Source organism: Hymenobacter terrestris, assembly GCF_013377905.1.
In the GTDB taxonomy this organism is placed as follows: Bacteria; Bacteroidota; Bacteroidia; order Cytophagales; family Hymenobacteraceae; genus Hymenobacter; species Hymenobacter terrestris.
The window spans coordinates 1-23,132 of record NZ_JABKAV010000051.1 but is presented as its reverse complement, the minus strand read 5'-3'; the positions used below and the strand labels follow the sequence as shown (position 1 = coordinate 23,132).

Sequence of the window (23,132 nt, the reverse complement as noted above, 5' to 3'; positions counted from 1 at the left end):
GGCACACCCCCCGCCCCTACATCGACCTCCGTAATTTAATCACTAGCCAAGCAGCTTTACATCGAAGCCGCGGAGGAAGTCTTGGACGGGCATACGCTTTTTGCCTTCCAGCTGTACATCGAGCAGGTCGAGTAGGCCGTCGGCGGTTTGCAGGCGCAGGTAGCTGCGGCCGTCGGTGTACCAATGGCCGGCGCCGCCCATGTCGGGGCCGCTGGCTTCCTCGTCGCTGAAGGGTTGGGCTTTAAATACTTTAAGCGTACGGCCGTCGGGCAGTTGGATGAAGGCCGTGGGAATGGGGGCGAGGCCGCGCACTAGGTTGGCCAGCGCCGGTGCCGACTGCTGCATGGGGTCGAGGCGGCCGGTTTCCTTGGTGAGCTTGGGGGCCGGCCTCAACTCCGGCAATTCGGGCTGCGGGCTGCTGGGCGCATTTCCGGCGGCAATGGCCTGCACCGAGCGCAACGCCAATGCGGCCCCGGCCGCCTTTAACTTCTCGTAGAGCGAGCCGAAGTCATCCTCCGGTGCAATATCCACGGCATCTTGGTAGATAAGGTTGCCGGTGTCGATTTCGTGGCGCAGGAAGAAGCTCGTAACGCCTGTTTGGGTGTCGCCGTGGATGAGGGCCCAGTTGATGGGGGCCGCGCCCCGGTACTGGGGCAGCAGCGAGGCATGCACATTGATGGAGCCGAGCGGTGGCATATTCCACACCGCTTCGGGCAGCATCCGGAAAGCTACCACCACCTGCAAATCGGCTCCATAGCCTTTCAGCTCAGCCTGAAATTCAGCGTCCTTGAGATTGGTGGGCTGAAGCACGGGCAGGCCATGGGCCTCGGCGGTGGCCTTCACAGCCGAGCCTTGCAGCTGCCGGCCGCGGCCCGCGGGTTTGTCGGGTGCCGTAACCACGGCCACTACCTGGCAACCTTCCCAGCTTAGGAGCGCCTCAAGGGTAGGCACCGCAAATTCGGGGGTGCCCATGAAGATGATTTTCAGCATATTTTTCACGTAGTGTCTCGGGGTGGATAGCGCAGTGTTTCTGGGTGGCCGTTGAACGACGCTGCGAGACACCGCGCCATCTACCCCAAAACACTGCGTGAAATTTATTTTTCCGGATACAGCAGATACTTCTGGCGCATCGCCTTGTAAGCGCCCAGCTTCGGCTCCCAGGTGGTCCGGATTTCGGCTTCCGACTTACCGGCAATAATCTGCTGGCGGGTTTCGCCCGTGCCCATCAGCCGCTCGAAGCCCGAAGTGAAGAACTTGTCCTTGGCGGTGCTCTGGTTGTAGTAGTCAATCAGATATGAAAGCGTGAAGCCGATTTCGCCAGTGCCTTTCAAATCCTGGCCGTAGCAGCGCTTGCCGTTCTGGGGTGGCGAAGTGGAGCCGGGGTTGGGCGTGGGTACGAAGCTGAACGGGCGGCTGGCGGGCTGGGTGGGTGCCCCTATTACCTCGAAGGGCCGGTCGGTGCCGCGGCCCACGCTCACGTCGGTGCCCTCGAACAGGCACAGGCTCGGGTAGAGGTCGACGGAGTGGGCGGTGGGCAGGTTGGGGGAGGGGCGCACCGGTAGTTCGTAGCGTGTGGCGTGGGTGTATCCGGCTACCGGAATAACCGTCAGGCGGCATTTTTTGCCGCCGGCCAGCCATTTTTCGCCGTTTATCATCTGGGCCAGCTCGCCCACCGTCAGGCCATGCACTACAGGAATAGGGTGCATGCCGACGAAAGTTTTGTATTTGGGCTCCAGCACCGGGCCATCTACGTACCAGCCGTTGGGGTTGGGTCGGTCGAGGATGATGACCTCCTTGCCCTGCTCGGCGGCGGCCTCCATCACGTAGTGCATCGTGCTGATGAAGGTGTAGAAGCGTGCCCCCACATCCTGAATGTCGAATACCAGCACGTCGATGTCGCGCAGCATCTCGGGCGTGGGCTTTTTGGTGGATCCGTACAAACTCAGCGCTGGCAGGCCGCTCCGGGCGTCTTTACCATCCTTGATAGTAGCCCCATCGGCTGCCTCGCCCCGGAAACCGTGCTCGGGCCCGAAAATCACCTTCACGTTCGCGCCCCGGCTCAGCAGCGTATCTACCAGAAACGCTTGGCCCACGCGGGCAGTCTGGTTCACTACCAATCCCACGCGTTTGCCCTGCAGCAGCGGCAGATACTTATCAAACTGCGCGGCGGCCACCTGCAGCGGCGCGGCCGCCGGCTGTTCCAGCACCACCTGGGGCGGTGCGGCCACCGTTTGGGCCGCGGGCGCGGTGGGCTGAGCGGCTGTGGTCGAACCCATCTGGGCCGGGCGGGTACAGTCGGTGAGCAGCAGCGCGAGGCTGAGCAAACTCTGGGGCAGGAAAGAAGGCATGGGCAGGAGTGGAAAACTACTTGGATTCATCTAGCTTTACGCCGGTGAACGTTTCGCAGTACATATCTCATAAGATTGACGGGGCCGATGCTGGCTCGTTCACCTCGTCGGTGACAAAGATAGCCATCATCAGCATTGCCATGGGACTGGCCGTGATGGTGGTGTCGTTTGCTATTCTGGAAGGTTTCCGCAACGAAATCCAGAACAAAATCTTCTCCTTCGGCTCGCACCTGCAAATCAGTAAGTACGACACCAACAACTCGCTCGAAGCCGAACCGATTGGCCAGCCGCAGCTTATGCGCGAGTTGCGTGAGAATCCGCAGGTAGCCACCATTCAGCCCTTCGCCCGCAAAACGGCCATCATCAAAACCAAGGATGAGGTGCTGGGCGTGGTGATTAAGGGCATCGACGAGAAGACCAGCCCCTCCTCGATGCGTAAGAATCTGGCTGCCGGCAAGTTCATTACCTTCTCCGACTCTTCGGCCAGCAACGACGTGCTGGTGTCGCGCAAAGTGGCCGACAAGCTGCGGCTCAAAGTTGGCGACAAGGCCCTGTTCTACTTTATCCAGAGTCCGCCGCGGGTGCGACAGTTCGTGGTCAGCGGCATCTACCAGACTGGCCTCGACGAGTTTGACGAGGCCTTTGTTATCGGCGACATCCGCCAGATCCGCGACCTGAATGCCTGGCCCGATACGCTGGTGGGCGGGCTCGAAGTCACGCTCAAGGACTTCAACCGCCTCGATCCGGTAGCCGACAACCTCTACGAAAACCTGCGCTACGACCTCAAGCTCGATAAAATTACCGAGCAGTACGTGCAGCTGTTCGAGTGGCTGAAGCTGCTTAACCGCAACGTAGTTATCTTCCTGGTACTGATAATTTTCGTGGCGACTTTTAACATGGTAGCCACCATTTTTATCATGATTCTGGAGCGCACTAACATGATTGGGGTGCTGAAGGCCATTGGGGCCACCGACAACCAGATCCGGAGCATGTTCTTCTTCCGCGGCCTGAGCCTGACGGTGCGCGGAATTCTGTGGGGCAACCTGATCGGGCTGGGCTTCTGCGCCATGCAATACTACCTGCACATCATCCCGCTCGACCCCGAAAACTACTACATGGACCGCGTGCCGATTCATTGGGACTGGACTATCATCCTGATGCTCAACGCGGCCACGTTCTTCACCTCCCTGCTGGCCGTGCTCATCCCAACTTACCTGATTTCGCGCATCAAGCCGGTAGCAGCTATCAAATTCGACTGACCACGGATACACGGTTTTGCTCACATTTCCTTTCCGGGACTTAGCCGTCTATTGATTTGAAATCAAAAAGGCCACCTCAGATGAGGTGGCCTTTTTGATGACCTGCAAAATCAGGGAAAACTGTGCTACTCCGTGGCCAGGTGGCGGCTTTGCAGAATCAGGTTTGGGTCGGGACATAGGGCGGCCCAGGTGGCGCGCTCCGACACTAGCGCCACGCCGGGAAAGTCGCCTACGCGGCCCTGTAAATCGGCCATAACCTGGAAATGCAGGTGCGGTGGCCAGTCGCCATTTTCAGGCGCGGGTCCTACTTCGGCAAAGGTTTGGCCCTTTTCAATGGTGAGGCCGGGGTGTAGCAGGGCCGTTTCGCGGCGTGTTAGGTGGCCGTAGAGCGTGTAAAAAACCACGCCTTCCAGTTCGTGCTCCAGAATGACGGTGGGGCCGTAGTTGCCGTGCCCTTCGTTGTCGGCGAGGCTGTGCACGGTGGCCGCCAGCGGGGCCAGCACCGGCGTACCGGCGCGCAGCCATACATCTACGCCCAAGTGCAGCGAGCGGGCAGGGGCCGTGGGGTCGGCGTCGAACAGGCTGGGGCTGCGGCGGTAGATGACCCGGTCTTCGAGGTAGCCGCCCACGCCAATCAGGGCGTTTTTATCGGCCAGCAGCCGGGCTACCAACTGGTCGAAGGTGGCCGTGTCGTGCAGGTTGGCAGCGGTGAGTAGCGGGTTGGTGGCCGTAAAATCGAGGCGCGCCACCTCGGGCGAGTTCAGGTCGACGGGCAGTACGGGGCCAAAATCGGCTTGGTGGCGGCGGAGTAAGTCGGAAAGCATTTGGGTGGGTTAATGAGGAAGTAAAACGTCATGCTGAGCGCAGCCGAAGCAGCTCTACTGCAATGCTAACCAAACGCCAGGATTACTTTCACGGTAGAGATGCTTCGACTCCGCTCCGCTGCACTCAGCATGACAGTTCTATCTGTTCTGCCTGAACCGTTCCGTTTGTTCTACCTGGCAGCTCCACTTCGCTCAGCACGGCAGTTCTGCTCCTTCTGACGTTCTGTGTGAGAAACAAAAATCGAATAACGAACTTTGTGTTCAAACCCACCCCGTAAGATCTATCTGCCTTTATGAGTAGCCCCTACCTGACGCTGACCGTTGTTGAGCTGACCCAGGAAACCCCCGACGCCGTTACCATCCATTTCGAGCGGCCCGACCGCCAGCCCGTTGCCTGCCAGCCGGGCCAGTTCCTGACCCTGATTCTGCCCTGCGGACCCGGCGGCAAGAAGGAGCGCCGCGCTTATTCGCTTAGCAGCACACCGGGCGAGGCCCCGCGCCTGGCCGTTACAATAAAGCGTGTATCGGGCGGCCTGGTAAGTAATTACCTGCTCGATACCGTGCAGGTGGGCCAGCAATTGGAGGTAATGGCCCCGCTTGGCAACTTCGTACTGGCGCCCCAGCCCCAGGCGGCGCGTTCCATTGTGCTGGTGGGTGCCGGCTCGGGCATTACTCCGCTCATGAGCATGCTCAAAGCCATTCTGAGCGACGAGCCCAAGAGCCACGTGCTGCTTATTTACGGCAACCGCAACGAGGAATCGGTGATTTTTGCCGACCAGCTGCGGCAACTGGAGCAGCAGTACGCCGGCCGCTTCCAGATTGAGCATGTGTTCAGCCAGCCCCTGCGCCCTTCAGCCGAGCACAAGCACACCGGCCGCCTCAACCGCACCACCCTGCTCCGGATTCTGGAGCAGCGCCACCAGTTTCCGGCGGCCCAGGCCGAATACTTCCTCTGCGGCCCCGACGGCCTGATGCTGGAAGCCCAGTCGGCCCTGGAGCTGCTGGGTGTGCCAGCCGCCCGCGTGCGCCGCGAGAGTTTCGTGGCCGCCGCTGATACGGCCGAGGCTGCTGCCCAGTCGGGTGGGCACGGCGACGTGTCGGCCGCCGCTGATGATGAGCAGAGCAATTCCCGCAACGTCACCATTCACTACGAGGGGGCTGAATACCAGTTCGAGGTCAGCCCCGACCAAACTATTCTCGAAGCGGCCCTCGACCAGGACATCGATCTGCCCTACAGCTGCCAAGCCGGCCTATGCACCGCCTGCCGCGGCAAATGCCTTTCGGGCAAAGTCCACCTCGACGAGCGCGAAGGACTTTCTGACTCCGAAATGAACCAAGGCTACGTGCTTACCTGCGTCGGCCACCCGCTTACGAGCGACGTGGTAATTGAGATTGGGTAGCGCTTTTTGAGGAGTTGAAGGCGAAAGGAACGTCATGCTGAGCCGGTCGAAGCATCTCTACCGGAATGGTAACCGAACATCACGGTTGCTATTGCAGTAGAAATGCTTCGACCGGCTCAGCATGACGTTCTATTTTATTTCCTCCTTGCTCAATGCTTTCCGGTTCCCTTTTTTACTTCCTGACGTCCTCTTATGACCTATTCCACGCCCGCCGCCAACCTCGCCACCGATACCCAGCGCCCCCCACGCCAGTATTTGCCCGAGTCGTTCACCGTTACCAACTGGGACACGATTGAGCCCTACTTCCTGGAACTGCGCGACCGGAAAATTGGCTCGGCCGCCGAACTGGAGCGCTGGCTGCTGAACCGTTCGGAGCTGGAAGCAGCGCTGAGCGAGGATTTGGCCTGGCGCTACATCCGCATGACCTGCGACACCCAGGACAGTGCGCGCACCGAGGCGTTTCAGTTTTTTGTGAACGAGATTGAGCCCCACGTTGCGCCCTACGAACATGCGCTCAACGAAAAGATGCTGGCTTCGGAGTTTTTGAGTGAGCTGGATGAAAACCGCTACCGGGTATTTGTGCGGTCGGTGCGGCAGGCGCTGGCCATCTACCGGCCCGAAAACGTGCCGCTTAAAACCGAAATCAGCACCCAGCAGCAGCAGTATGCCGCCCTGGCCGGCGCCATGACAGTAACGCTTGACGGCGAGGAGCTGACGCTGCCCCGCGCCGCCGACCGCCTAAAAAGCCCCGACCGCCAGGTGCGCGAAACCGCTTGGCGGGCCGTGCAGGAGCGTCGTCTGCAGGATGCTAAAGCCCTCGATGAGCTGTACACGCGCCTAATCGGTCTGCGTCACCAAGTGGCTCTGAACGCTGGTTTTGCCAACTTCCGCGACTACATGTTCGCCGCTCTTGGTCGATTCGACTACACGCCCCAGGACACGCTGGACTTCCACCGCGCCATCCGCGAAACCGTGGTGCCGCTCACCGACAACCTCGATCTGGAGCGCCGCCAAGACCTTAACCTGCCTGAGCTGCGCCCCTGGGACCTCGACGTAGACGTATCGGGCCTGGCCCCGCTACGGCCGTTTGCGACGGGGGAGGAGCTGCTGGCCAAAACCACCACCGTCTTCGACCGCCTCGACCCGTTTCTGGGTCAGTGCCTGCGCACGATGGGGCAGATGGGCAACCTTGACCTCGAAAGCCGCAAGGGCAAAGCCCCCGGCGGCTACAACTACCCGCTCGACGAAACGGGCGTGCCCTTCATCTTCATGAATGCCACCAGCAGCCTGCGCGATGTGGTAACGATGCTGCACGAGGGCGGCCACGCCGTGCACAGCTTCCTCACGCGCCGCCTGCCGCTGGGCGCCGACAAGCATCCGCCTTCCGAGGTAGCCGAGCTGGCGTCCATGAGCATGGAGCTACTCAGCCTCGACCATTGGGACGTGTTCTTTACCGACCCCGACGAGTTGCGGCGGGCCAAGCGCACCCACCTCGAAAGCGTGCTCGAAACCTTCCCCTGGGTGGCTACTATCGACAAGTTTCAGCACTGGGTATACGAGCACCCGACCCACACCGAGGAGCAGCGCCACGCCCGCTGGATCGAGCTGTTCGATGAGTTCAACCAGCGCACCGTGAGCTGGAAGGGGCTAGAGCACATCAAGCCCTACTTGTGGCAAAAGCAGTTGCACCTCTACGAAGTGCCTTTCTACTACATCGAATACGCTATGGCCCAGCTTGGGGCTATTGCCGTGTGGCGCAACTACCGCCAGAACCCGCAGGCTGCCTTGGAGGGCTACCAGCGCGCCCTGGCCCTAGGCTATACGGCTCCGATTGGCGAGATCTACGCGGCGGCCGGTATCCGTTTCGACTTCAGCACCGAGTATCTGCGCACCCTAGCCGACTTCGTGCAGGATGAAATGGCCAAGCTATAGCGGTTGCCCATCTGAGAATAGGAGGGCGGTAGTAAATGATCTTAGTTGAATATCAGGGTATTGGCTAACAGGTAGAGAGGGTAAACGGGAAAAACGCCTCGTTTGCTTGTAACGCATGTATAAACCTGCTACTTTTGCACTCCCATCTGAAAAGGCTTTAGCCATACAAGACGGAATGATTCTGTAGCTCAGCTGGTAGAGCAATACACTTTTAATGTATGGGTCCTGGGTTCGAATCCCAGCGGGATCACCAAAAACCCTCACTACGCTGCGTAGTGAGGGTTTTTTATTTGGGTTTCGGGGCCGGCTGGTCGCGTATCTTGCAGCCATGAAAATTCTGCTGGTTGAAGACGAGCCCAAGGTTGCCGCGTTTCTGCATCAGGGCTTAAGTGAGCAACACCACCATGTGGATTTGGCTGCCGATGGCTTGCTGGGCTTGCGCCTAGCCAAACAGGGGGGCTACGATTTGCTTATCCTTGATACGCTGCTGCCGGGCCTGAGCGGGTTGGAGGTATGCCGACAGGTGCGTACCCAGAACACCGGCGTACCCATTCTGATGCTTACGGCCCTGGGCGAAACCGACGACAAGATTCGGGGCCTCGACGCCGGGGCCGACGACTACTTAGTAAAACCCTTTGCGTTTCAGGAGTTGCTGGCCCGCATTCGTGCCCTCACGCGCCGCCGCCACGATGTGGCTCCGGCCGGCGGTATGCTCCAACTGGCCGACCTCACCCTCGATCCGGCTAGTAAAATGGTACACCGGGCCGGGCAGCCCATTCAGCTTACAGCCCGCGAGTTTGCCCTGCTCGAATACTTGCTGCGCAACCAGAACCGTGTTGTGTCGCGGGTCGATATTCTGGAGCAGGTCTGGGATACGAGCTTCGACACTGGCTCCAACGTCATCGACGTGTACATTAACTTCCTGCGTAAAAAGCTCGATAAGGATTTCACGCCCAAGCTCATCCATACGCTTGTAGGTATGGGCTACGTGATGAAGGAAGAGTAGGAGAAGCTGCCAAATAAGGCATAAGGTGCATTCCTGATTTCTAGCTCATGACGATTCGCACGAGGCTCACAGTACAGTTCGCGGCTATTTTAGTGGTCACGCTGTTGCTGTTTGCGGCCGTAATCTACTTTTTCACTTATCAGTCGCGGCACGAGGCGTTTACCGAAAGTCTGTTTTTGCGGGCGCGGGTGGTCGCGCATGTGTACCTGGATGGCACGCGTCGTGGCGATGAGCGGAGTCGGGCTTCATACCGGCGTTATCTGCGGCAATTTTACCGCACGCTGCCGGCCGAAGAAGTACATGTGTTCGATGCCCGCAACCGGTTAGTGTTCCGCGAGGGGCGCCAGAACCAGGCCGTACCGGTTGCCCTGCTGCAGCAGGTGCGTCAGACCGGCCGCGAGGTTCGTTTCGAGGGCCGTTTTCATCAAACGGTGGGCTTACTCTACAAGGAGCCCGGCCGGGGCAACTTTGTGGTTGTCGCCTCGTCGGTGGACGCCGATAGCGAAGAAAAGCTGGGTAACCTGCTGACCGTGCTTACCTTCGGGCTGCTGGTTTCGCTTGTAGTCGTGGGCATTGGGGGGTTGATTTTTGCCGGCCAGGCGCTCATGCCTATGAAGCGTATCATCCGCGAAGTAGATAGCATCACGGCTTCCGACCTGCACCAGCGCCTGAGCCCCGGCCAGGGCCGCGACGAAGTGTCGTTGCTGGCTCAGCGCTTCAATAGCCTGCTCGACCGGCTCGAAACGGCTTTCGTGGGCCAGCGAACCTTCGTGCGCGACGCTTCGCACGAGTTGCGCACACCGCTTGCCGCCATTATCGGGCAGCTCGAAGTGGCCCTGCTCCAGCAGGAGCGCCCCCCCGAAGAGTACCAGCGGGTGCTCCGCACCACCCTCGATGCGGCCCGGCTACTCAAGGACCTGACCAACGGCCTGCTCCAGATTGCCCGCGCTTCCGACGACCCCAGCCAGGTACCGCGCATCCGCCTGCGCCTCGACGAGCTGCTGCTGATGGCCCATGAGGAACTGCACCGACGCCACCCCACCCGCCGCATCGACCTCGACTTCCGCGAAGCACCCGGCGAAGCAACTGCTATACCGTTTGCCGTGCTCGGCAACGAAGCGCTGGTGCTGGTGGCATTCCTCAATATTCTGGAAAACGCCTGTAAGTTCACAGATGCCAGTTCGGCCGCGCCCATTGTGGCCACGCTCACTGCCAGCCGCAGCCACGTGCAGCTACTCGTCGTCGATCAGGGGCCCGGCATGAGTGAGGCCGACCGGCAGCAGGTGTTCGTGCCGTTTTTCCGGGCTGAGGCCGTGCGTATGGTGCCTGGTCATGGCATTGGCCTGCCCCTCACGGCCAAAATAATGGAATTGCACGCCGGGCGCGTAGAGGTGGCCAGCGCTCTGGGTAAGGGCACCCGCGTGCTGCTCGATTTCCCGGCCGCGGGCTAGGAGCTAGGCAGTGCAATAACGTCGATACGAGAAGCTAACAGCCTGAACAGGCGCGTCATAAATAGCTTCCGCGCTCCTGATTTGGCGAACAGCCGGGATGCATTTATAGCGCGGTACACGTATCAATTTGTGTCTTGAATCTTCCAATGGATAATCACCAGTAAGTGTAGAACCAGATTCGTCGTTCACCAGAAGTTTGCATGGTTTTAATCTGGCTTTAATTAATTTTTAATCAGGGTTTAATGGCCCGACCGTACTCTTGCACTGACTACCTACATGTTCTCGGGTCGTAGGGAGCATCATTTTCTGCATTGCTCTTCGCTTTTATGGCAAAAACCACCCCTACATCGAAAACGGCGGCCTCAGACCGGCTTCCCTCATCATTCAGTTCACTCGGCCAAGATCTGCCTGCCGGATTAGTGGTTTTTCTGGTAGCCCTGCCGTTGTGCCTGGGTATTTCGCTAGCCTCGGGTGCGCCTTTGCTATCGGGCGTTATTGCCGGTATTGTGGGCGGCATAGTGGTATCCTGGCTTAGTGGCTCGGCGCTGAGTGTAAGCGGTCCGGCAGCTGGCCTCACGGCTATTATAGTGGCGGCAATTGCCACGCTGGGCTCATTTGAAGCCGTGCTGGCCGCCACAGTGTTGGCTGGTATATTGCAAATTGTGCTGGGCATTGCCCGGGCAGGCATTATCGGGCTGTACTTTCCTACCTCAGTTATCCGCGGTATGTTGGCCGCTATTGGGCTGATTCTGATTCTAAAGCAGATTCCGCACTTTTTAGGGGTTGATGCCGATTATTTCGCAGATTTTAGCTTCAGCCAAGCCGACGGTCGCAACACGTTTACTGAAATTGGAAATGCCATTGAAAACCTGCGGCCCGGCTCGGCTCTGGTCGGTCTGATCTGCTTGATAATACTGCTAGTATGGGATAAAGTGATCAGCAAGCGCCTAAAAGCGGCCCGTCTGGTGCCGGGGGCGTTAGTTGTGGTGGTGGCAGCTGTTGCGCTCAACGAAGCTTTCCGGGCGCTGGCTCCAGATCTGCTCATTAAGTCCGAACACTTAGTGCGCCTGCCTCCCATCAATTCCTTACAGGATGCGGCCGGCCTTATCACGACGCCCGACTGGGCGGCCTTCACCCGGCCGGAAACATATACCGTGGCCTTCACTATTGCCATTGTAGCCTCGCTCGAAACGCTGCTTAGCGTAGAAGCCGTTGATAAGCTCGACCCGCTCAAACGCACCACGCCTACCAATCGTGAGATGATGGCCCAGGGCGTGGGCAACATGGTGAGTGGCCTGCTCGGTGGCCTGCCGATGACGGCCGTTATCGTGCGTAGCTCGGCCAACGTCAACTCCGGGGGCCGAACGCGCATGTCGGCCTTTTTCCACGGCGTGCTGTTGCTGGTGAGCCTGCTGTTTCTGGCCCCGCTGCTCAACCGTATTCCGCTGTCGGCGCTGGCCGCCATCCTGCTCATTATTGGCTACAAGCTCACCAACCCCTCCCTTTACCGGACCCAGTGGAAGCTTGGCTGGCAGCAGTTTCTGCCCTTCATCGTTACTATCACAGCCATTATGTTCACCGATTTGCTCAAGGGCGTGGTGCTAGGCCTGGTAGTAGGCGTATTCTACATTCTGAAGGCCAACTACGACTCGGCTTATTACCTGAGCAAACCCACCGAAGAGGGCGCCGATAACGGCCCGATTGTTCTACGCCTGTCCGCGCAGTTATCGTTTCTCAACAAAGCCAGTATCATCAAGGTACTGGAGGAACTACCGCTCAACTCCAGCGTTATTATCGATGGCTCCAGTTCGGTATTTATTGATTACGACGTGCTAGAGGCCATCGAGAACTTCCGCCAGGGTGCGCCCGATCGGGGCATTCAGGTGGAGTTGCGCGACATTCCCCAGGTAGAGGTAATAGGCCACTAGCAGACAATTCGGCTCTGTTTCACCGTTTTATTTTCAACCATCTAATTTATTTCCAACCATCTAATTTTTTCTCTTCTGTATATGAACGGCATCGAATCAATTCTGAAAAACAACCGCCAGTGGGTAAAAGAGCAGCGTGCTGCCGACCCGGAGTTCTTCAACCGTCTGGCCGATGGTCAGCAGCCTAAATACCTGTTCATCGGTTGCTCCGATTCGCGGGTGCCGGCCTCGGCCATCACCGGCACCGGCCCGGGCGAAATGTTTGTGCACCGCAACATTGCCAACATGGTGGTGCATACCGATTTCAACATGCTGTCGGTACTGCAATACGCCGTAGAAGTACTGGGCGTGCAGGACGTTATTGTGTGCGGCCACTACGGCTGCGGGGGCGTGGCCGCCGCCGCCAGCAACAAGCAGTACGGCCTCATCGACGGCTGGCTAACCAACATCCGCGACGTTATTCGGGTGCATGAAACCGAGTTTATGAGCGTTGAAGACGACGAGCTGCGGTTGCGCCGCCTCGTGGAGCTCAACGTAATCGAGCAGGTTCGCAACCTGGCCAAAACCAGCATTATCCAGAACGCGCGCAAGGGCGCTAAGCCGCCCCGGCTGCACGGGTTGGTTTACGATATCAAGGAAGGCTTGCTCTCCGACCTGAAGGTGGAGGAAAACATGATTGCCGAATTCGACCACATTTATAGCACCAATGCTCAGCAGTATGCGGCCAAGGTGCTGGAAGAAGAAACGAACAATACCAAGCTGACCGACGACAAGCCCAAGCTAACCGACCAGAAGGCCTAGTTGGCCCCGCCAATGCTCCACAAGACCCTCTGATAGTAGGCGCGCTTGCTAGAAGAACTAGTTTTCGACCATTGAAACCGCCGTACCCGACAGGTGCGGCGGTTTTTTGTGCTTGGTAGCCGGCACCCCCGAATGTTTTGGCAACGCCCGGCCAGGAAGGGGCCGTAGAACTACGAGTTGATAGGCTGGTTTTGCAGGCCGCTACTGCGCCTTGTGTCTGGCCGATTTTCAGGAGCCACCAACATGTCAGCGTACGTAAAACCCAAATTTCGGAAAGCCATGAATGCTACTATGAACGCCATCTACTTCAACGAATACGGCCCGGCTGATGTGCTGCGCTACGGGCCGCAACCTACCCCCACGCCCCAGCCGAACCAAATTCTGGTGCGGGTGCGGGCCAGCAGCATCAACCCCATCGACTGGAAAGTGCGCCGCGGCGACATTAAGCTGCTGACGGGTTTCAATTTTCCGATGATTCCGGGGCGCGATGTAGCGGGCGAGGTGGCTGCGGTGGGCAACCAGGTAGTGCGCTTTGCGGTGGGCGACCGGGTGTACGGGATGGCCGACGGCGGCACCGGTGGGGCCAACGCTGAATACGCTTTGCTGGCCGGTGGCGCGGCGGCCTTCATCCCCGAAAATCTGAGCTTCGAGCAGGCCGGGGCCGTGCCGCTAGCCGCCCTCACGGCCCTGCAGGCCCTGCGCGACAAGGGTCAGTTGCTTTCCGGCGACCGGGTGCTCATCAACGGGGCTTCGGGTGGCGTAGGGGCCTTTGCCGTGCAGCTGGCCAAGGCGCTGGGTGCGGGCGAGGTAACCGGCACGGCCAGCGCCGAAAACCTGGAGCTGGTACGCGGCCTTGGTGCCGACCGCGCCATCGACTACAGAGCCCACGATTTTACAAAGGACCTGAGCCGCTATGACCTGATATTCGATGCGGCCGGCAAGTCGAGCTTTGTGGGCAGCCAAGCGGCGTTACGCCGCAACGGTCGCTACGTAAGCACCGACCCGCAGCCCGTGACGGTGGTCGCCGGTAAGCTGGCGGCGCTACGGACCACCAAATCGGCCCACGTGCTGCTGGCCGACCCCAGCGGCCCCGACCTGGCTCTGATTTCAGCCTGGCTGCAGGCCGGCACGCTGCGCGTAATCGTGGACAAAACCTTCCCGCTGAGCGAGGCTGCCGCCGCCCACCGCTACAACGAAGAAGGCGAATCGAACGGTAAAGTGGTGCTGACGGTGGGGGAGTAGGGGCCTCCCATTGCGCTTTTTGGCTGGCCAGCTATGCCCTGACCTCCCAAAAGTTACTTTTCCTCAGCCGAAAAGGCGATGAGCAGGGCACCACCGGCCATGAGCACGGCTCCGGCCACGAGTTGCCAGGATACTTTCTCCTTGAGGAAAAAGACGGCTAATAGGATGGAAAACACGAGCGAGATTTTATCGAACGAGGCGGTGCGGGAGGCCAGGCCCAGCTTGAGAGCCTGAAACGAGAACAGCGACGACGCGCAGGTAAGCACGCCGGCCCCAATCAAAAACAGCCAGGTGCGCCGGTCGATTTCCTGTACCTGCCCCAAGTGGCCCTGCCAAGCCACCACGCTCCAGGCCACGCCCACAATCAGCACCGACTGCACGGCGAAGGCCAGGCTCGACTCAATATTCTTGACGCCGACTTTGGAGAGGGTGACGACAACGGCGGCCGACAGCGCGGCCAGCAACGAAAAAACTATCCACATGAACGCGGGACTAAAAAGATACGGCGGGTGTACGGGCGGGCCGTGGGGTGCGGCTAGCTGGCGGGTAGCAAGAAGGAGCGGAAGGGAATTGTTTTAAAGGGTAAACACATGTAGATCAGGGATTTAATTCATGATCATGTAACCAAAGCTATTTAAAGGGAGTCTAGCCAATAGCGGCAAGCGCTACCATTCTTCCCTTTTCCCCTCTCCACTATGCCAACTGCCCCATCTGCCCAGCGACTCCAGAACCAGATTGCCCTGATTACGGGCGGCAGCTCCGGCATCGGGGCTGGCGTGGCCCGGTGCATGGCCGCCGAGGGTGCCTCGGTCATCGTCAACTTCGCCCACAGCCACGATGAGGCGGCGGCCGTGGTAAAGGAAATTACCGACGCGGGCGGCCAGGCCGTATCGTTTCAGGCCGATGTGAGCCAGGAAGACGATGTGCTGGCTATGTTCGATTTCATCCGTGAGAAGTTCGGCACGCTACACATTCTGGTCAACAACTCCGGCATTCAGGTTGATGCCAAGTTCGTGGACATGACGTTGGCGCAGTGGCAGAAGGTAATTGACGTGAACCTGACGGGCCAGTTTTTATGCGCCCGCGAGGCGGCCCGGGAGTTTCTGCGCCGCGGCCCGCAGGAGGAAATTTCCAGCGCCCTGGGCAAGATTATCTGCATGAGCTCGGTGCACGAGGTCATTCCGTGGGCGGGCCACGTAAACTACGCCACCAGCAAGGGCGGCATTATGCTGCTTATGAAAAGCATGGCCCAGGAGCTGGCCCCGCATAAAATCCGCATCAACAGCATTGCGCCCGGCGCCATTGCCACGCCCATCAACCTCACGGCCCGCGATACGCCCGCGGAAGAGCGCGACTTGCTCACGCTCATCCCCTACGGCCGCATCGGCCAACCCGTCGACATTGGCAAAGTAGCCGTCTGGCTGGCCTCCGACGAGTCGGATTACGTGACTGGCACCAGCATTTTCGCCGACGGCGGCATGACCCTGTACCCAGGCTTTGCCGATAACGGCTGAGTTGAACTGAAAACGGAGATAGGGGGACGAGGTAGGGGCGGGGCTTGTCCCCGCCCCTACCTCGTTTAAAACACCAAAATTTCAACGCATGAACCAGGAGCAGCAACGGCAGCAGGAGCTGCGCGACAAGAAGGCTGAATGGCACCGCTTCGGCCCCTACGTGTCGGATAGGCAATGGGGCACCGTGCGCGAAGACTACTCGGCCGATGGCCAGCCCTGGACCTATACCACCCACGACATGGCCCGCTCGTATGCCTACCGCTGGGGCGAGGAGGGCATTGGCGGCGTCAGCGACGACCAGCAATTGCTGTGTCTGGCGCCGGCCTTCTGGAACGGGCAGGATGCTATTCTGAAGGAGCGGCTGTTTGGGCTGGCCGGCCCCGAAGGCAACCACGGCGAGGATGTAAAGGAGCTGTACTATTACCTCGACAACACGCCCACCCACTCCTACATGCGGATGCTGTATAAGTATCCGCAGCACGCTTTTCCGTACGACTGGCTGGTAACCGAAAACGCCCGCCGCGGCCGCGATAAGCCCGAGTTCGACCTGATTGATACGCTGGTTTTCAAACAGAACCGCTACTTCGATATTGTCATCGAGTACGCCAAGGCCGGCCCCGACGACCTGCTGCTGCAGATTACGGTGCATAACCGCGGCGACCAGCCCGCCCCGCTGCATGTGCTGCCCCAGCTATGGCTGCGCAACACCTGGGCCTGGGGCCATAGCCAGTACAAACCCGAGCTGCGGGCATCCGAATCGGGCCCCTCCATAGCCGTTGACCATACCACCCTGCCCGGCTTGGAGCTGTATTGCGAGCCGACTGATGAGCAGCTGCCCGAGCTGCTGTTCTGCGACAACGAAACCAACGCCCGACGCCTTTTTCAATCCAAAAACCCTTCTGCTTATTGCAAAGACGGCATCAACGACTACCTGCTCCATGGCCGGAAACAAGCCGTAAATCCGGCCCGCCAGGGTACCAAGGCGGCCGCGCATTACCTGCTGCAGGTGCCGGCCGGCGAAAGCTGCACGGTGCGGCTGCGGCTGGCGGCCCCCGGTCTCGCGCAGCCCTTTGCCGATTTTGCCGCTTTGCTGGAGCAGCGCCAACAGGAGGCCGACGCCTATTACCACGATCTGCAGAAAGGGGTGGAGAGTACCGACGCCCGCAACGTGCAGCGCCAGGCGCTGGCCGGTATGCTCTGGAGCAAGCAGTACTATTACTACGATGTGGCCCAGTGGCTGCGCGGCGACCCGGCCCTGCCTGAGCCGCCCGCCAGCCGCCTGCACGGGCGCAACCACAACTGGAAACAGCTCAACAACGCCGACATCATCTCGATGCCTGACAAGTGGGAGTATCCGTGGTATGCGGCCTGGGACCTGGCTTTTCACTGCCTACCGCTGGCTATGGTTGATGCCGACTTCGCCAAGAAACAGCTTCGGCTATTGTGCCGCGACTGGTACATGGCGCCCAACGGTCAGCTGCCGGCCTACGAGTGGAAGTTTGGTGATGTGAACCCGCCGGTGCATGCCTACGCCACTTGGCGCGTGTATAAAATCGATCAGAAACAGCGCGGCGGCAAAGGCGACACGGCGTTTTTGGAAAGCGTGTTCCATCGGCTGCTGCTCAACTTTACGTGGTGGGTGAACCGCAAAGACCGTGACAACCGCAACGTATTCGAGGGCGGCTTTCTGGGCCTCGACAACATTGGGGTGTTCGACCGCTCGGCCCCGCTGCCCACCGGCGGCTACATCGAGCAGGCCGACGGCACCGCCTGGATGGCCATGTTCGCGCTCAACATGATGCGCATTGCCCTGGAACTGTCGCGCACTAACCCGGTGTACCAGGATTTGGCCAGCAAGTTTTTCGAGCACTTCCTGTACATCGCCCAGGCCATGACCCGCGTGTCGGATGAAAGCATCGACATGTGGGACGACGAGGACGGCTTCTACTACGATGTGCTGAATACGCCCGACAGCGGCCGCTTTCCGTTGCGGGTGCGGTCCATGGTGGGCCTTATTCCGTTGTTTGCCGTGGAGGTTCTCGATACGGCTACCCTGCAGGATGTGCCCTGGTTTGTAAGCCGACTGAACTGGTTTCTGGACAACCGCCCCGAGCTGGCCGCCCTGGTAAGCCGCTGGCAGGAGCCGGGCAAGGGCCAGCGCCACCTGCTGAGTTTGCTGCGCGGCCACCGCATGAAGCTACTGCTGCGCCGCATGCTCGATGAGGCCGAATTCCTGTCCGAGCACGGCGTACGTAGCCTCTCGCGCCACCACCTGCAGCACCCGTATGTGTTCGAGCACGAAAGCGACATAAACGCGAAGGTCAGCTATGAGCCGGCCGAGTCTACTACGTCGCTGTTCGGGGGCAACAGCAACTGGCGCGGCCCTGTCTGGATGCCCACCAACTTCATGATTGTGGAGTCGTTACAGCGGTTTTACCACTATTACGGTCCCGAGTTCAAGGTGGAATACCCCACGGGCTCGGGCACGTACTGCACGATTCTCGAAATATCGCAGGCCCTGACCGACCGGCTCATCAAGCTGTTTCTGCGCGATGAAAACGGCCAGCGGGCCTGTTTCGGGACCAACCAGCAGATGCAGACCGACCCCCACTTCCGCGACCATCTGCTTTTTCACGAGTACTTCAATGGCGACACCGGCGAGGGCCTCGGCGCTACCCACCAAACCGGCTGGACCGGCCTCGTAGCCAAGCTCATTCAGCCCCACACCGATGAAATGCCGGGGATGCCTAAGTGAGACGGACCGTCTGCGTGGCGTCCTCAACACAGTTTGCCCCCGATCCTAAACCCCTGAACTATGGAATGGCTCGACTTTACGACCCCTATCACCGACGGCATGGCCTACTGGCCCGATAACGCGCCGGTGCGCATCCGCCGCACCCTGAGCATGACCGATGGCGCGGCGGCCAACGTGTCGGAAATCAGTATGAGTGTACATACGGGCACGCACGTCGATGCGCCGCTGCACTTTCTGGCCGATGGCTCCGACGCAGCCAGCCTCGATCTAACCCACCTGATGGGGCCGGCGCTGCTGGTAGCTGTCGATTCGGAAAAGTTTATTGCCCTGGCCGACGTGGAGCACCTGAAGCTGGAAAAGGGCAGCCGGGTGCTGTTCAAAACCCGCAACTCTGCCCGCAACTGGTCAACTGAGCCTTTCAACCCCGACTTTGTGCGCCTTGGGGCCGAAGCTGCTGCCTGGCTGCGCGATAAGGGCGTGGTGTGCGTGGGCGTCGATTACCTCTCGGTCGGTAACGCCGACACGCACCACATCCTGCTTGGCTCGGGCGTCAGCGTAATCGAGGGCCTTGCCCTGCAGCACGCGCAGCCCGGCGAGTACGAACTGCTGTGCCTGCCGCTGAAAATAAAAGGCACCGACGGTGCCCCTGCCCGCGTATTGGCCCGTAAGCTGTAGAAACGGAAAGCTAAGAGCGGCCTTCAGAAACGGACATATCGCTCAGCTTGCTGGGCCTGCTACGTATCCGTCCGGTTCGCTCATTCAGAAAATCTCATCGCATGAAAAAGACGCAAATAGGAATTATCGGCTTGGGTAAGATGGGTGCAGGCCTGGCCCTGCAGGCCGTTGAGAAGGGCTACCCCGTAGTGGGCATGGACATCCGGCCCCGACCCGACCTCGAAACCGATAGCCTGCGCGTGGTAACTACCGTGGCCGAACTGGCCCAGCAACTGGAGCGCCCGCGCAAGGTATTCCTCTACATTCCAGCCGGCGCGGCCGTCGATGGCCTGATTGACCAGTTGGAGCCGTATTTTGAGGAAGGCGACATCATCGTGGACGGCGGCAACTCGTACTGGGGCGACTCAATCCGCCGCGCCGACCGGCTGCAGCGCAAGGGTATTTATTTTATCGACTGCGGCACCAGTGGCGGCCCCACTGGTGCCCGCAACGGCGCCTGCTACATGGTGGGCGGCAAGGACGAGGCCGTAAGCCAGTTGAAAGACTTTTTCGTGGATACCGCCGTGCCCGAGGGGTTCCTACATACTGGCCCGGCCGGCACGGGCCACTATGTGAAGCTGGTGCACAACGGCATCGAGTTCGGTATGCTGCAGGCTATTGGCGAGGGCATGGGCATGCTTACTCACTTCCGCGAAGAACTAGACATCAGTGCCATCCTGGGCCTGTGGAACAACGGCTCGGTGGTGCGTTCGTGGCTGGTGCAGCTCATGAAACAGATGTACGATCAGGAAGGCGGCAGCTTCAATGTGCCCAGCTACATCGAGGATACTGGCGAAGTGAACTGGCTGGTGGCCGATGCCCTGCGCATGGAAGTGCCCATCCCGGTTATTTCGCAGTCGATTATGCAGCTCTTCACTTCCCGCGACCAAAACCCCACTTGGGCCAAGGCTATTGCCATGATGCGCCATGGCTTTGGCGGCCACCCCTACGGCGAAGATGAAGGCCTGAAGCACGAGCGGCGCTTTGGCCGCGTGGGCGAGTACGAAATGCCGAAACTTGCAAAAGGGGAGGAGGGGTGAGGTAATAAAACGGTCATTCTGAGCGGAGCCGGAGGCGCAGTCGAAGAATCTCTACTGCTTCGTTGATTCATCTTCCCCAAGGAAACGGGGCTGGCAGGCCGGCAGCGAAGCGGTAGAGATTCTTCGACTGCGCTCCGCTTCGCTCAGAATGACCGTTCTCACCACCTCATTCCCCCAATCCAAAGCCAACTATCCTTCCGACTCTGCTGTTCTTCTTCTGTGACTGACCCAACTGCTACTCCGCTGCCCCCCCGTCCCGATCTGCTGCGCATCCCCTACGATGACTACCGCGCCCTACCGGCCATTGCCAACTCCGACCTATCGCGCCTGCGCGACGCCCTGAATGGCCGTCCGCCGCGGCCCCATAGCAGCGTAGGCGGGGCGCTGGGCCTGGGCACGGCCTTCCACACAGCCCTGCTCGAACCCGACCTTTACGAATCGGGCCAGCCCGGCATCAACGACACGCTTATCTGGTGGATGGTGGAAGGCGTGCAGCTCGACCCCGAGGTAAAGGTGCTGCTTGAGGTAGGCACGCCCGAACCCAGCTGCATCTTCACCGAGCCTACCACGGGCACGCTCTGCAAGCTGCGCGCCGATTTAGTCATCGACCACCCCGGCCACCCCTACACTGTTGTGGATTTCAAAACCACGATGGCCCGCGATTACAACCACTTCGTGGAGCAGTGTACCTATTACGATTACGACCGGCAGGCCGCCTTTTATGCCGATGCGCTGCAGGCCGAACGGTTTTTGCTGATAGGCGTTCAGAAAACGGAGCCCTTTAAAGTGTTTGTGTATGCCGTGCCTCCGCAGATGCGTTCGGAAGGCCGAGCCAAGTACCTGCGCCTGCTGCACCTGCTGCATCCCGAAGCGCCCGTGCCGCTTTCGGTGCTACCGGCCGTGCGTACTGTGCGCCATGCGTTGAGCGGCGAGCCGGATGATGAACCCGCATAGCAGCCTGCAGAACAGGTTAAATAAAAATATGCGCATAAAAACTTGCAAATATTATAGCAACTTACTATACTTGTGAACTCCTGAATAAACGGGGTATTCCAATGCGCCACTTCCGCAATATCCGCCAGAATAATAATTCGAATAATAATATTATTCGGGACTGGAAGGCTATTGCTCCCTGGGAAAATTAAAAATCAGTAATTGATTTTTTTCTCAAGCCTTCCTCTCCGGAAGGCTTTTTTTGTGCCCCTGGAGCAAAAATGGCCCTGTAAAGGGTAGTTACTGAGCCGGAGCTGAAATTTATCTAACGGAATAAAAAATCGAAAAAATGCTCCGGCCGGAGCAGGGAAACCCGTGTGCCTTTTTGAAAATAAAAACTCTCTCAAACCCTTTAAAAAACAGCGCCATGATTACCGCCGAAATGACCACCACCGACCTGCTTGAAACCGAAGAGGCAATTAGCCTGGTGAAAAGCGTATTTGCCCGCGAACTGGCCCACCGCCTGCGCCTGAGCTGTGTTTCGGCCCCCATTGCCGTGCTCGACGGCACTGGCATCAACGACGACCTGAACGGGGTAGAGCGAGCGGTGGCTTTCCCGATAAAAGCGCTGGCCGAGCGCCGGGCCGTGGTGGTACATTCGTTGGCCAAGTGGAAGCGGCTGCGGCTGCATGAGATGGGCATAGCGGCCGGCCGTGGCCTGCTCACTGATATGCGCGCCCTGCGCCCCGACGAAGACTACTCGCCCATCCACTCCATCTACGTCGATCAGTGGGATTGGGAGCAGTGCATAACCGCCGAGCAGCGGACGCCGGAGTTCCTGCGCGCCACCGTCGAGCAGATTTACGAGGCTCTACGGGCCACCGAGGCCGAGGTGGCTGCCCGGTACCCCGATATTCTGCCGGTGCTGCCCGGCCGCATCACGTTTCTGCACGCCGAAGACCTGTTGCGCCAGTATCCCGAGCTCACGCCCAAGGAGCGCGAGCACGAGGCCGCTCGCCAGTATGGCGCCGTGTTCCTGATGGGCATTGGGGGCGCGCTCGGCAACGGGGAGGCCCACGACGGCCGCGCCCCCGACTATGACGACTGGAGCACCGAAACTGCCCCCGGCTACCGGGGCCTAAACGGCGACCTGCTGGTGTGGCACCCGGTGCTGCAAACGGCTCTCGAACTGTCGTCGATGGGTATTCGGGTGGATAGTCTGGCGCTGATGCGGCAGCTGATAGTGCGCGGCTGCGAGCAGCGCCAGGAGCTGGATTTCCACGGCCGGCTGCTGCGGGGCGAACTGCCCGAGAGCATCGGAGGTGGTATTGGTCAGAGCCGGGTGTGCATGTTTATGCTCCGCAAGGCGCACATTGGGGAGGTACAGGTGAGCATCTGGCCCGAGGAAGTGCGCCGCGAGTTGGCCGATGCAGGAATTACGTTGCTGTAAATGGCCGTTGGGTGGCCATCGGAAGAAGAGCCACAACGGTACATCCTGGATTCGCGTTGATAAAACCTGGTCGCTTCTGCGGCCAGGTTTTTCTTCTGCACCCTTTACTCTTTGTACCAATGGCCGCCAAAGACCATAACTCCGACGACGATATTTACACCGAGTTCAAGAAAGATGTGAACATGCCAGCTTCCGAGCTGGAGAAATGGCTGAAGACCGAGGAGTCGAAGTCGGTAGGCCAGGACAGCGGAGATGGTAGCAGCATTGGCCACCACTCGGGTGAGAAAATCGTGCAGATTCTGCACAAGAAAAAGGCCGACCTCGTGTCCGACGATTACGCCCACATGCACAAGGTGCACAGCTACATCAGCCGCCACCTCGCCCAGGGTGGCCCCGACGACAAAAGCGAAACCAACACATCGCCTTGGCGCTACTCTCTCATGAACTGGGGCCACGATCCACTGAAAAAGTAGCAAACCCAAGCTGCAAGATATATGTCTATCAGCACGTTGTAGGGGCGGGGGGCGTGGCCGCC

The 23,132-nt window shown here is 59.5% G+C and carries 19 protein-coding genes and 1 tRNA gene; 16 read left to right on the top strand and 4 right to left on the bottom strand.

The window, feature by feature from the left end:
- Window positions 1-42: 42 nt before the first annotated feature.
- Both fmt and HW556_RS14110 read right to left on the bottom strand, forming a co-directional pair.
- Window positions 43-990 carry a methionyl-tRNA formyltransferase gene (gene fmt / locus HW556_RS14115; protein ID WP_176900739.1) on the bottom strand — a complete coding sequence of 316 codons (948 nt, stop codon included), beginning with the start codon at window positions 988-990 and terminating at the stop codon, window positions 43-45.
- A 104-nt stretch (window positions 991-1,094) separates the two neighbouring features.
- Window positions 1,095-2,348, bottom strand: a complete 1,254-nt coding sequence (locus tag HW556_RS14110) for an exo-beta-N-acetylmuramidase NamZ family protein (RefSeq protein ID WP_176900738.1) — start codon at window positions 2,346-2,348, stop codon at window positions 1,095-1,097.
- 44 nt (window positions 2,349-2,392) lie between these two features.
- Here HW556_RS14110 and HW556_RS14105 point away from each other — a divergent pair, with 44 nt between their 5' ends.
- The gene (locus tag HW556_RS14105; RefSeq protein WP_176900737.1) at window positions 2,393-3,607 is read left to right on the top strand and encodes an ABC transporter permease; all 1,215 of its coding nucleotides are present in this window, start codon (window positions 2,393-2,395) and stop codon (window positions 3,605-3,607) included.
- 125 nt (window positions 3,608-3,732) lie between these two features.
- Here the strand turns inward: HW556_RS14105 and HW556_RS14100 are convergent, their stop codons facing one another.
- On the bottom strand, window positions 3,733-4,431 hold the full coding sequence (locus HW556_RS14100; RefSeq protein WP_176900736.1) for a peptidoglycan DD-metalloendopeptidase family protein: 699 nt from the start codon (window positions 4,429-4,431) through the stop codon (window positions 3,733-3,735).
- Window positions 4,432-4,724: 293 nt separating this feature from the next.
- Between HW556_RS14100 and HW556_RS14095 the strand changes: the two genes are divergently transcribed.
- The 8 genes from HW556_RS14095 to HW556_RS14060 all read left to right on the top strand — a co-directional run bounded on the left by HW556_RS14095 (window position 4,725) and on the right by HW556_RS14060 (window position 14,191).
- Entirely contained in the window at window positions 4,725-5,831 is a 1,107-nt protein-coding gene (locus HW556_RS14095; protein ID WP_176900735.1) for a ferredoxin--NADP reductase, read from the top strand.
- 192 nt (window positions 5,832-6,023) lie between these two features.
- Window positions 6,024-7,763: a M3 family oligoendopeptidase gene (locus tag HW556_RS14090; RefSeq protein WP_176900734.1), complete on the top strand. Its 1,740-nt coding sequence runs from the start codon at window positions 6,024-6,026 to the stop codon at window positions 7,761-7,763.
- A gap of 177 nt (window positions 7,764-7,940) precedes the next feature.
- Window positions 7,941-8,016, top strand: a tRNA-Lys gene (locus HW556_RS14085).
- 75 nt (window positions 8,017-8,091) lie between these two features.
- Window positions 8,092-8,769: a response regulator transcription factor gene (locus HW556_RS14080; protein ID WP_176900733.1), complete on the top strand. Its 678-nt coding sequence runs from the start codon at window positions 8,092-8,094 to the stop codon at window positions 8,767-8,769.
- 47 nt (window positions 8,770-8,816) lie between these two features.
- Window positions 8,817-10,220, top strand: coding sequence for a sensor histidine kinase (locus HW556_RS14075; protein ID WP_176900732.1), 1,404 nt, complete (start codon window positions 8,817-8,819; stop codon window positions 10,218-10,220).
- Between the two features lie 326 nt (window positions 10,221-10,546).
- Window positions 10,547-12,148 (top strand): SulP family inorganic anion transporter, encoded by a 1,602-nt coding sequence (locus HW556_RS14070; RefSeq protein WP_176900731.1) that lies wholly within the window; start codon window positions 10,547-10,549, stop codon window positions 12,146-12,148.
- Between the two features lie 81 nt (window positions 12,149-12,229).
- Window positions 12,230-12,949, top strand: a complete 720-nt coding sequence (locus tag HW556_RS14065) for a carbonic anhydrase (RefSeq protein ID WP_218136932.1) — start codon at window positions 12,230-12,232, stop codon at window positions 12,947-12,949.
- Between the two features lie 291 nt (window positions 12,950-13,240).
- Window positions 13,241-14,191: an NAD(P)-dependent alcohol dehydrogenase gene (locus tag HW556_RS14060; RefSeq protein WP_176900730.1), complete on the top strand. Its 951-nt coding sequence runs from the start codon at window positions 13,241-13,243 to the stop codon at window positions 14,189-14,191.
- A 53-nt stretch (window positions 14,192-14,244) separates the two neighbouring features.
- Here HW556_RS14060 and HW556_RS14055 read toward each other — a convergent pair whose 3' ends face one another.
- Window positions 14,245-14,673: an EamA family transporter gene (locus HW556_RS14055; protein ID WP_176900729.1), complete on the bottom strand. Its 429-nt coding sequence runs from the start codon at window positions 14,671-14,673 to the stop codon at window positions 14,245-14,247.
- A 213-nt stretch (window positions 14,674-14,886) separates the two neighbouring features.
- Here HW556_RS14055 and HW556_RS14050 point away from each other — a divergent pair, with 213 nt between their 5' ends.
- The 7 genes from HW556_RS14050 (at window position 14,887) to HW556_RS14020 (ending at window position 23,070) form a co-directional block, all read left to right on the top strand.
- Window positions 14,887-15,705, top strand: coding sequence for an SDR family oxidoreductase (locus tag HW556_RS14050; protein ID WP_176900728.1), 819 nt, complete (start codon window positions 14,887-14,889; stop codon window positions 15,703-15,705).
- Window positions 15,706-15,793: 88 nt separating this feature from the next.
- Window positions 15,794-18,460: an MGH1-like glycoside hydrolase domain-containing protein gene (locus HW556_RS14045; RefSeq protein WP_176900727.1), complete on the top strand. Its 2,667-nt coding sequence runs from the start codon at window positions 15,794-15,796 to the stop codon at window positions 18,458-18,460.
- Window positions 18,461-18,520: 60 nt separating this feature from the next.
- The gene (locus HW556_RS14040; RefSeq protein ID WP_176900726.1) at window positions 18,521-19,135 is read left to right on the top strand and encodes a cyclase family protein; all 615 of its coding nucleotides are present in this window, start codon (window positions 18,521-18,523) and stop codon (window positions 19,133-19,135) included.
- Window positions 19,136-19,182: 47 nt separating this feature from the next.
- Complete coding sequence (locus HW556_RS14035; protein WP_262890006.1) at window positions 19,183-20,214, top strand: NADP(+)-dependent, decarboxylating phosphogluconate dehydrogenase; 1,032 nt, start codon at window positions 19,183-19,185, stop codon at window positions 20,212-20,214.
- Window positions 20,215-20,433: 219 nt separating this feature from the next.
- A complete protein-coding gene (locus HW556_RS18940; protein ID WP_176900724.1) occupies window positions 20,434-21,168 on the top strand; it encodes a PD-(D/E)XK nuclease-like domain-containing protein in 735 nt (244 codons plus the stop codon).
- Window positions 21,169-21,574: 406 nt separating this feature from the next.
- Window positions 21,575-22,597 (top strand): aspartate--ammonia ligase, encoded by a 1,023-nt coding sequence (gene asnA, locus HW556_RS14025; protein ID WP_176900723.1) that lies wholly within the window; start codon window positions 21,575-21,577, stop codon window positions 22,595-22,597.
- Between the two features lie 119 nt (window positions 22,598-22,716).
- Entirely contained in the window at window positions 22,717-23,070 is a 354-nt protein-coding gene (locus tag HW556_RS14020; RefSeq protein ID WP_176900722.1) for a DUF3140 domain-containing protein, read from the top strand.
- Window positions 23,071-23,132: the final 62 nt, after the last annotated feature.

Bases quoted from the DNA above. Each gene is read 5' to 3' on its own strand.
- HW556_RS14100 (WP_176900736.1), bottom strand. From the start codon at position 4,431: ATGCTTTCCGACTTACTCCGCCGCCACCAAGCCGATTTTGGCCCCGTA.
- HW556_RS14110 (WP_176900738.1), bottom strand. From the start codon at position 2,348: ATGCCTTCTTTCCTGCCCCAGAGTTTGCTCAGCCTCGCGCTGCTGCTC.
- HW556_RS14070 (WP_176900731.1), top strand. From the start codon at position 10,547: ATGGCAAAAACCACCCCTACATCGAAAACGGCGGCCTCAGACCGGCTT.
- HW556_RS14040 (WP_176900726.1), top strand. From the start codon at position 18,521: ATGGAATGGCTCGACTTTACGACCCCTATCACCGACGGCATGGCCTAC.
- asnA (WP_176900723.1), top strand. From the start codon at position 21,575: ATGATTACCGCCGAAATGACCACCACCGACCTGCTTGAAACCGAAGAG.
- HW556_RS14065 (WP_218136932.1), top strand. From the start codon at position 12,230: ATGAACGGCATCGAATCAATTCTGAAAAACAACCGCCAGTGGGTAAAA.
- HW556_RS14075 (WP_176900732.1), top strand. From the start codon at position 8,817: ATGACGATTCGCACGAGGCTCACAGTACAGTTCGCGGCTATTTTAGTG.
- HW556_RS14095 (WP_176900735.1), top strand. From the start codon at position 4,725: ATGAGTAGCCCCTACCTGACGCTGACCGTTGTTGAGCTGACCCAGGAA.
- HW556_RS14080 (WP_176900733.1), top strand. From the start codon at position 8,092: ATGAAAATTCTGCTGGTTGAAGACGAGCCCAAGGTTGCCGCGTTTCTG.
- fmt (WP_176900739.1), bottom strand. From the start codon at position 990: ATGCTGAAAATCATCTTCATGGGCACCCCCGAATTTGCGGTGCCTACC.
- HW556_RS14055 (WP_176900729.1), bottom strand. From the start codon at position 14,673: ATGTGGATAGTTTTTTCGTTGCTGGCCGCGCTGTCGGCCGCCGTTGTC.
- HW556_RS14090 (WP_176900734.1), top strand. From the start codon at position 6,024: ATGACCTATTCCACGCCCGCCGCCAACCTCGCCACCGATACCCAGCGC.
- HW556_RS14050 (WP_176900728.1), top strand. From the start codon at position 14,887: ATGCCAACTGCCCCATCTGCCCAGCGACTCCAGAACCAGATTGCCCTG.
- HW556_RS14020 (WP_176900722.1), top strand. From the start codon at position 22,717: ATGGCCGCCAAAGACCATAACTCCGACGACGATATTTACACCGAGTTC.
- HW556_RS14060 (WP_176900730.1), top strand. From the start codon at position 13,241: ATGAACGCCATCTACTTCAACGAATACGGCCCGGCTGATGTGCTGCGC.
- HW556_RS14045 (WP_176900727.1), top strand. From the start codon at position 15,794: ATGAACCAGGAGCAGCAACGGCAGCAGGAGCTGCGCGACAAGAAGGCT.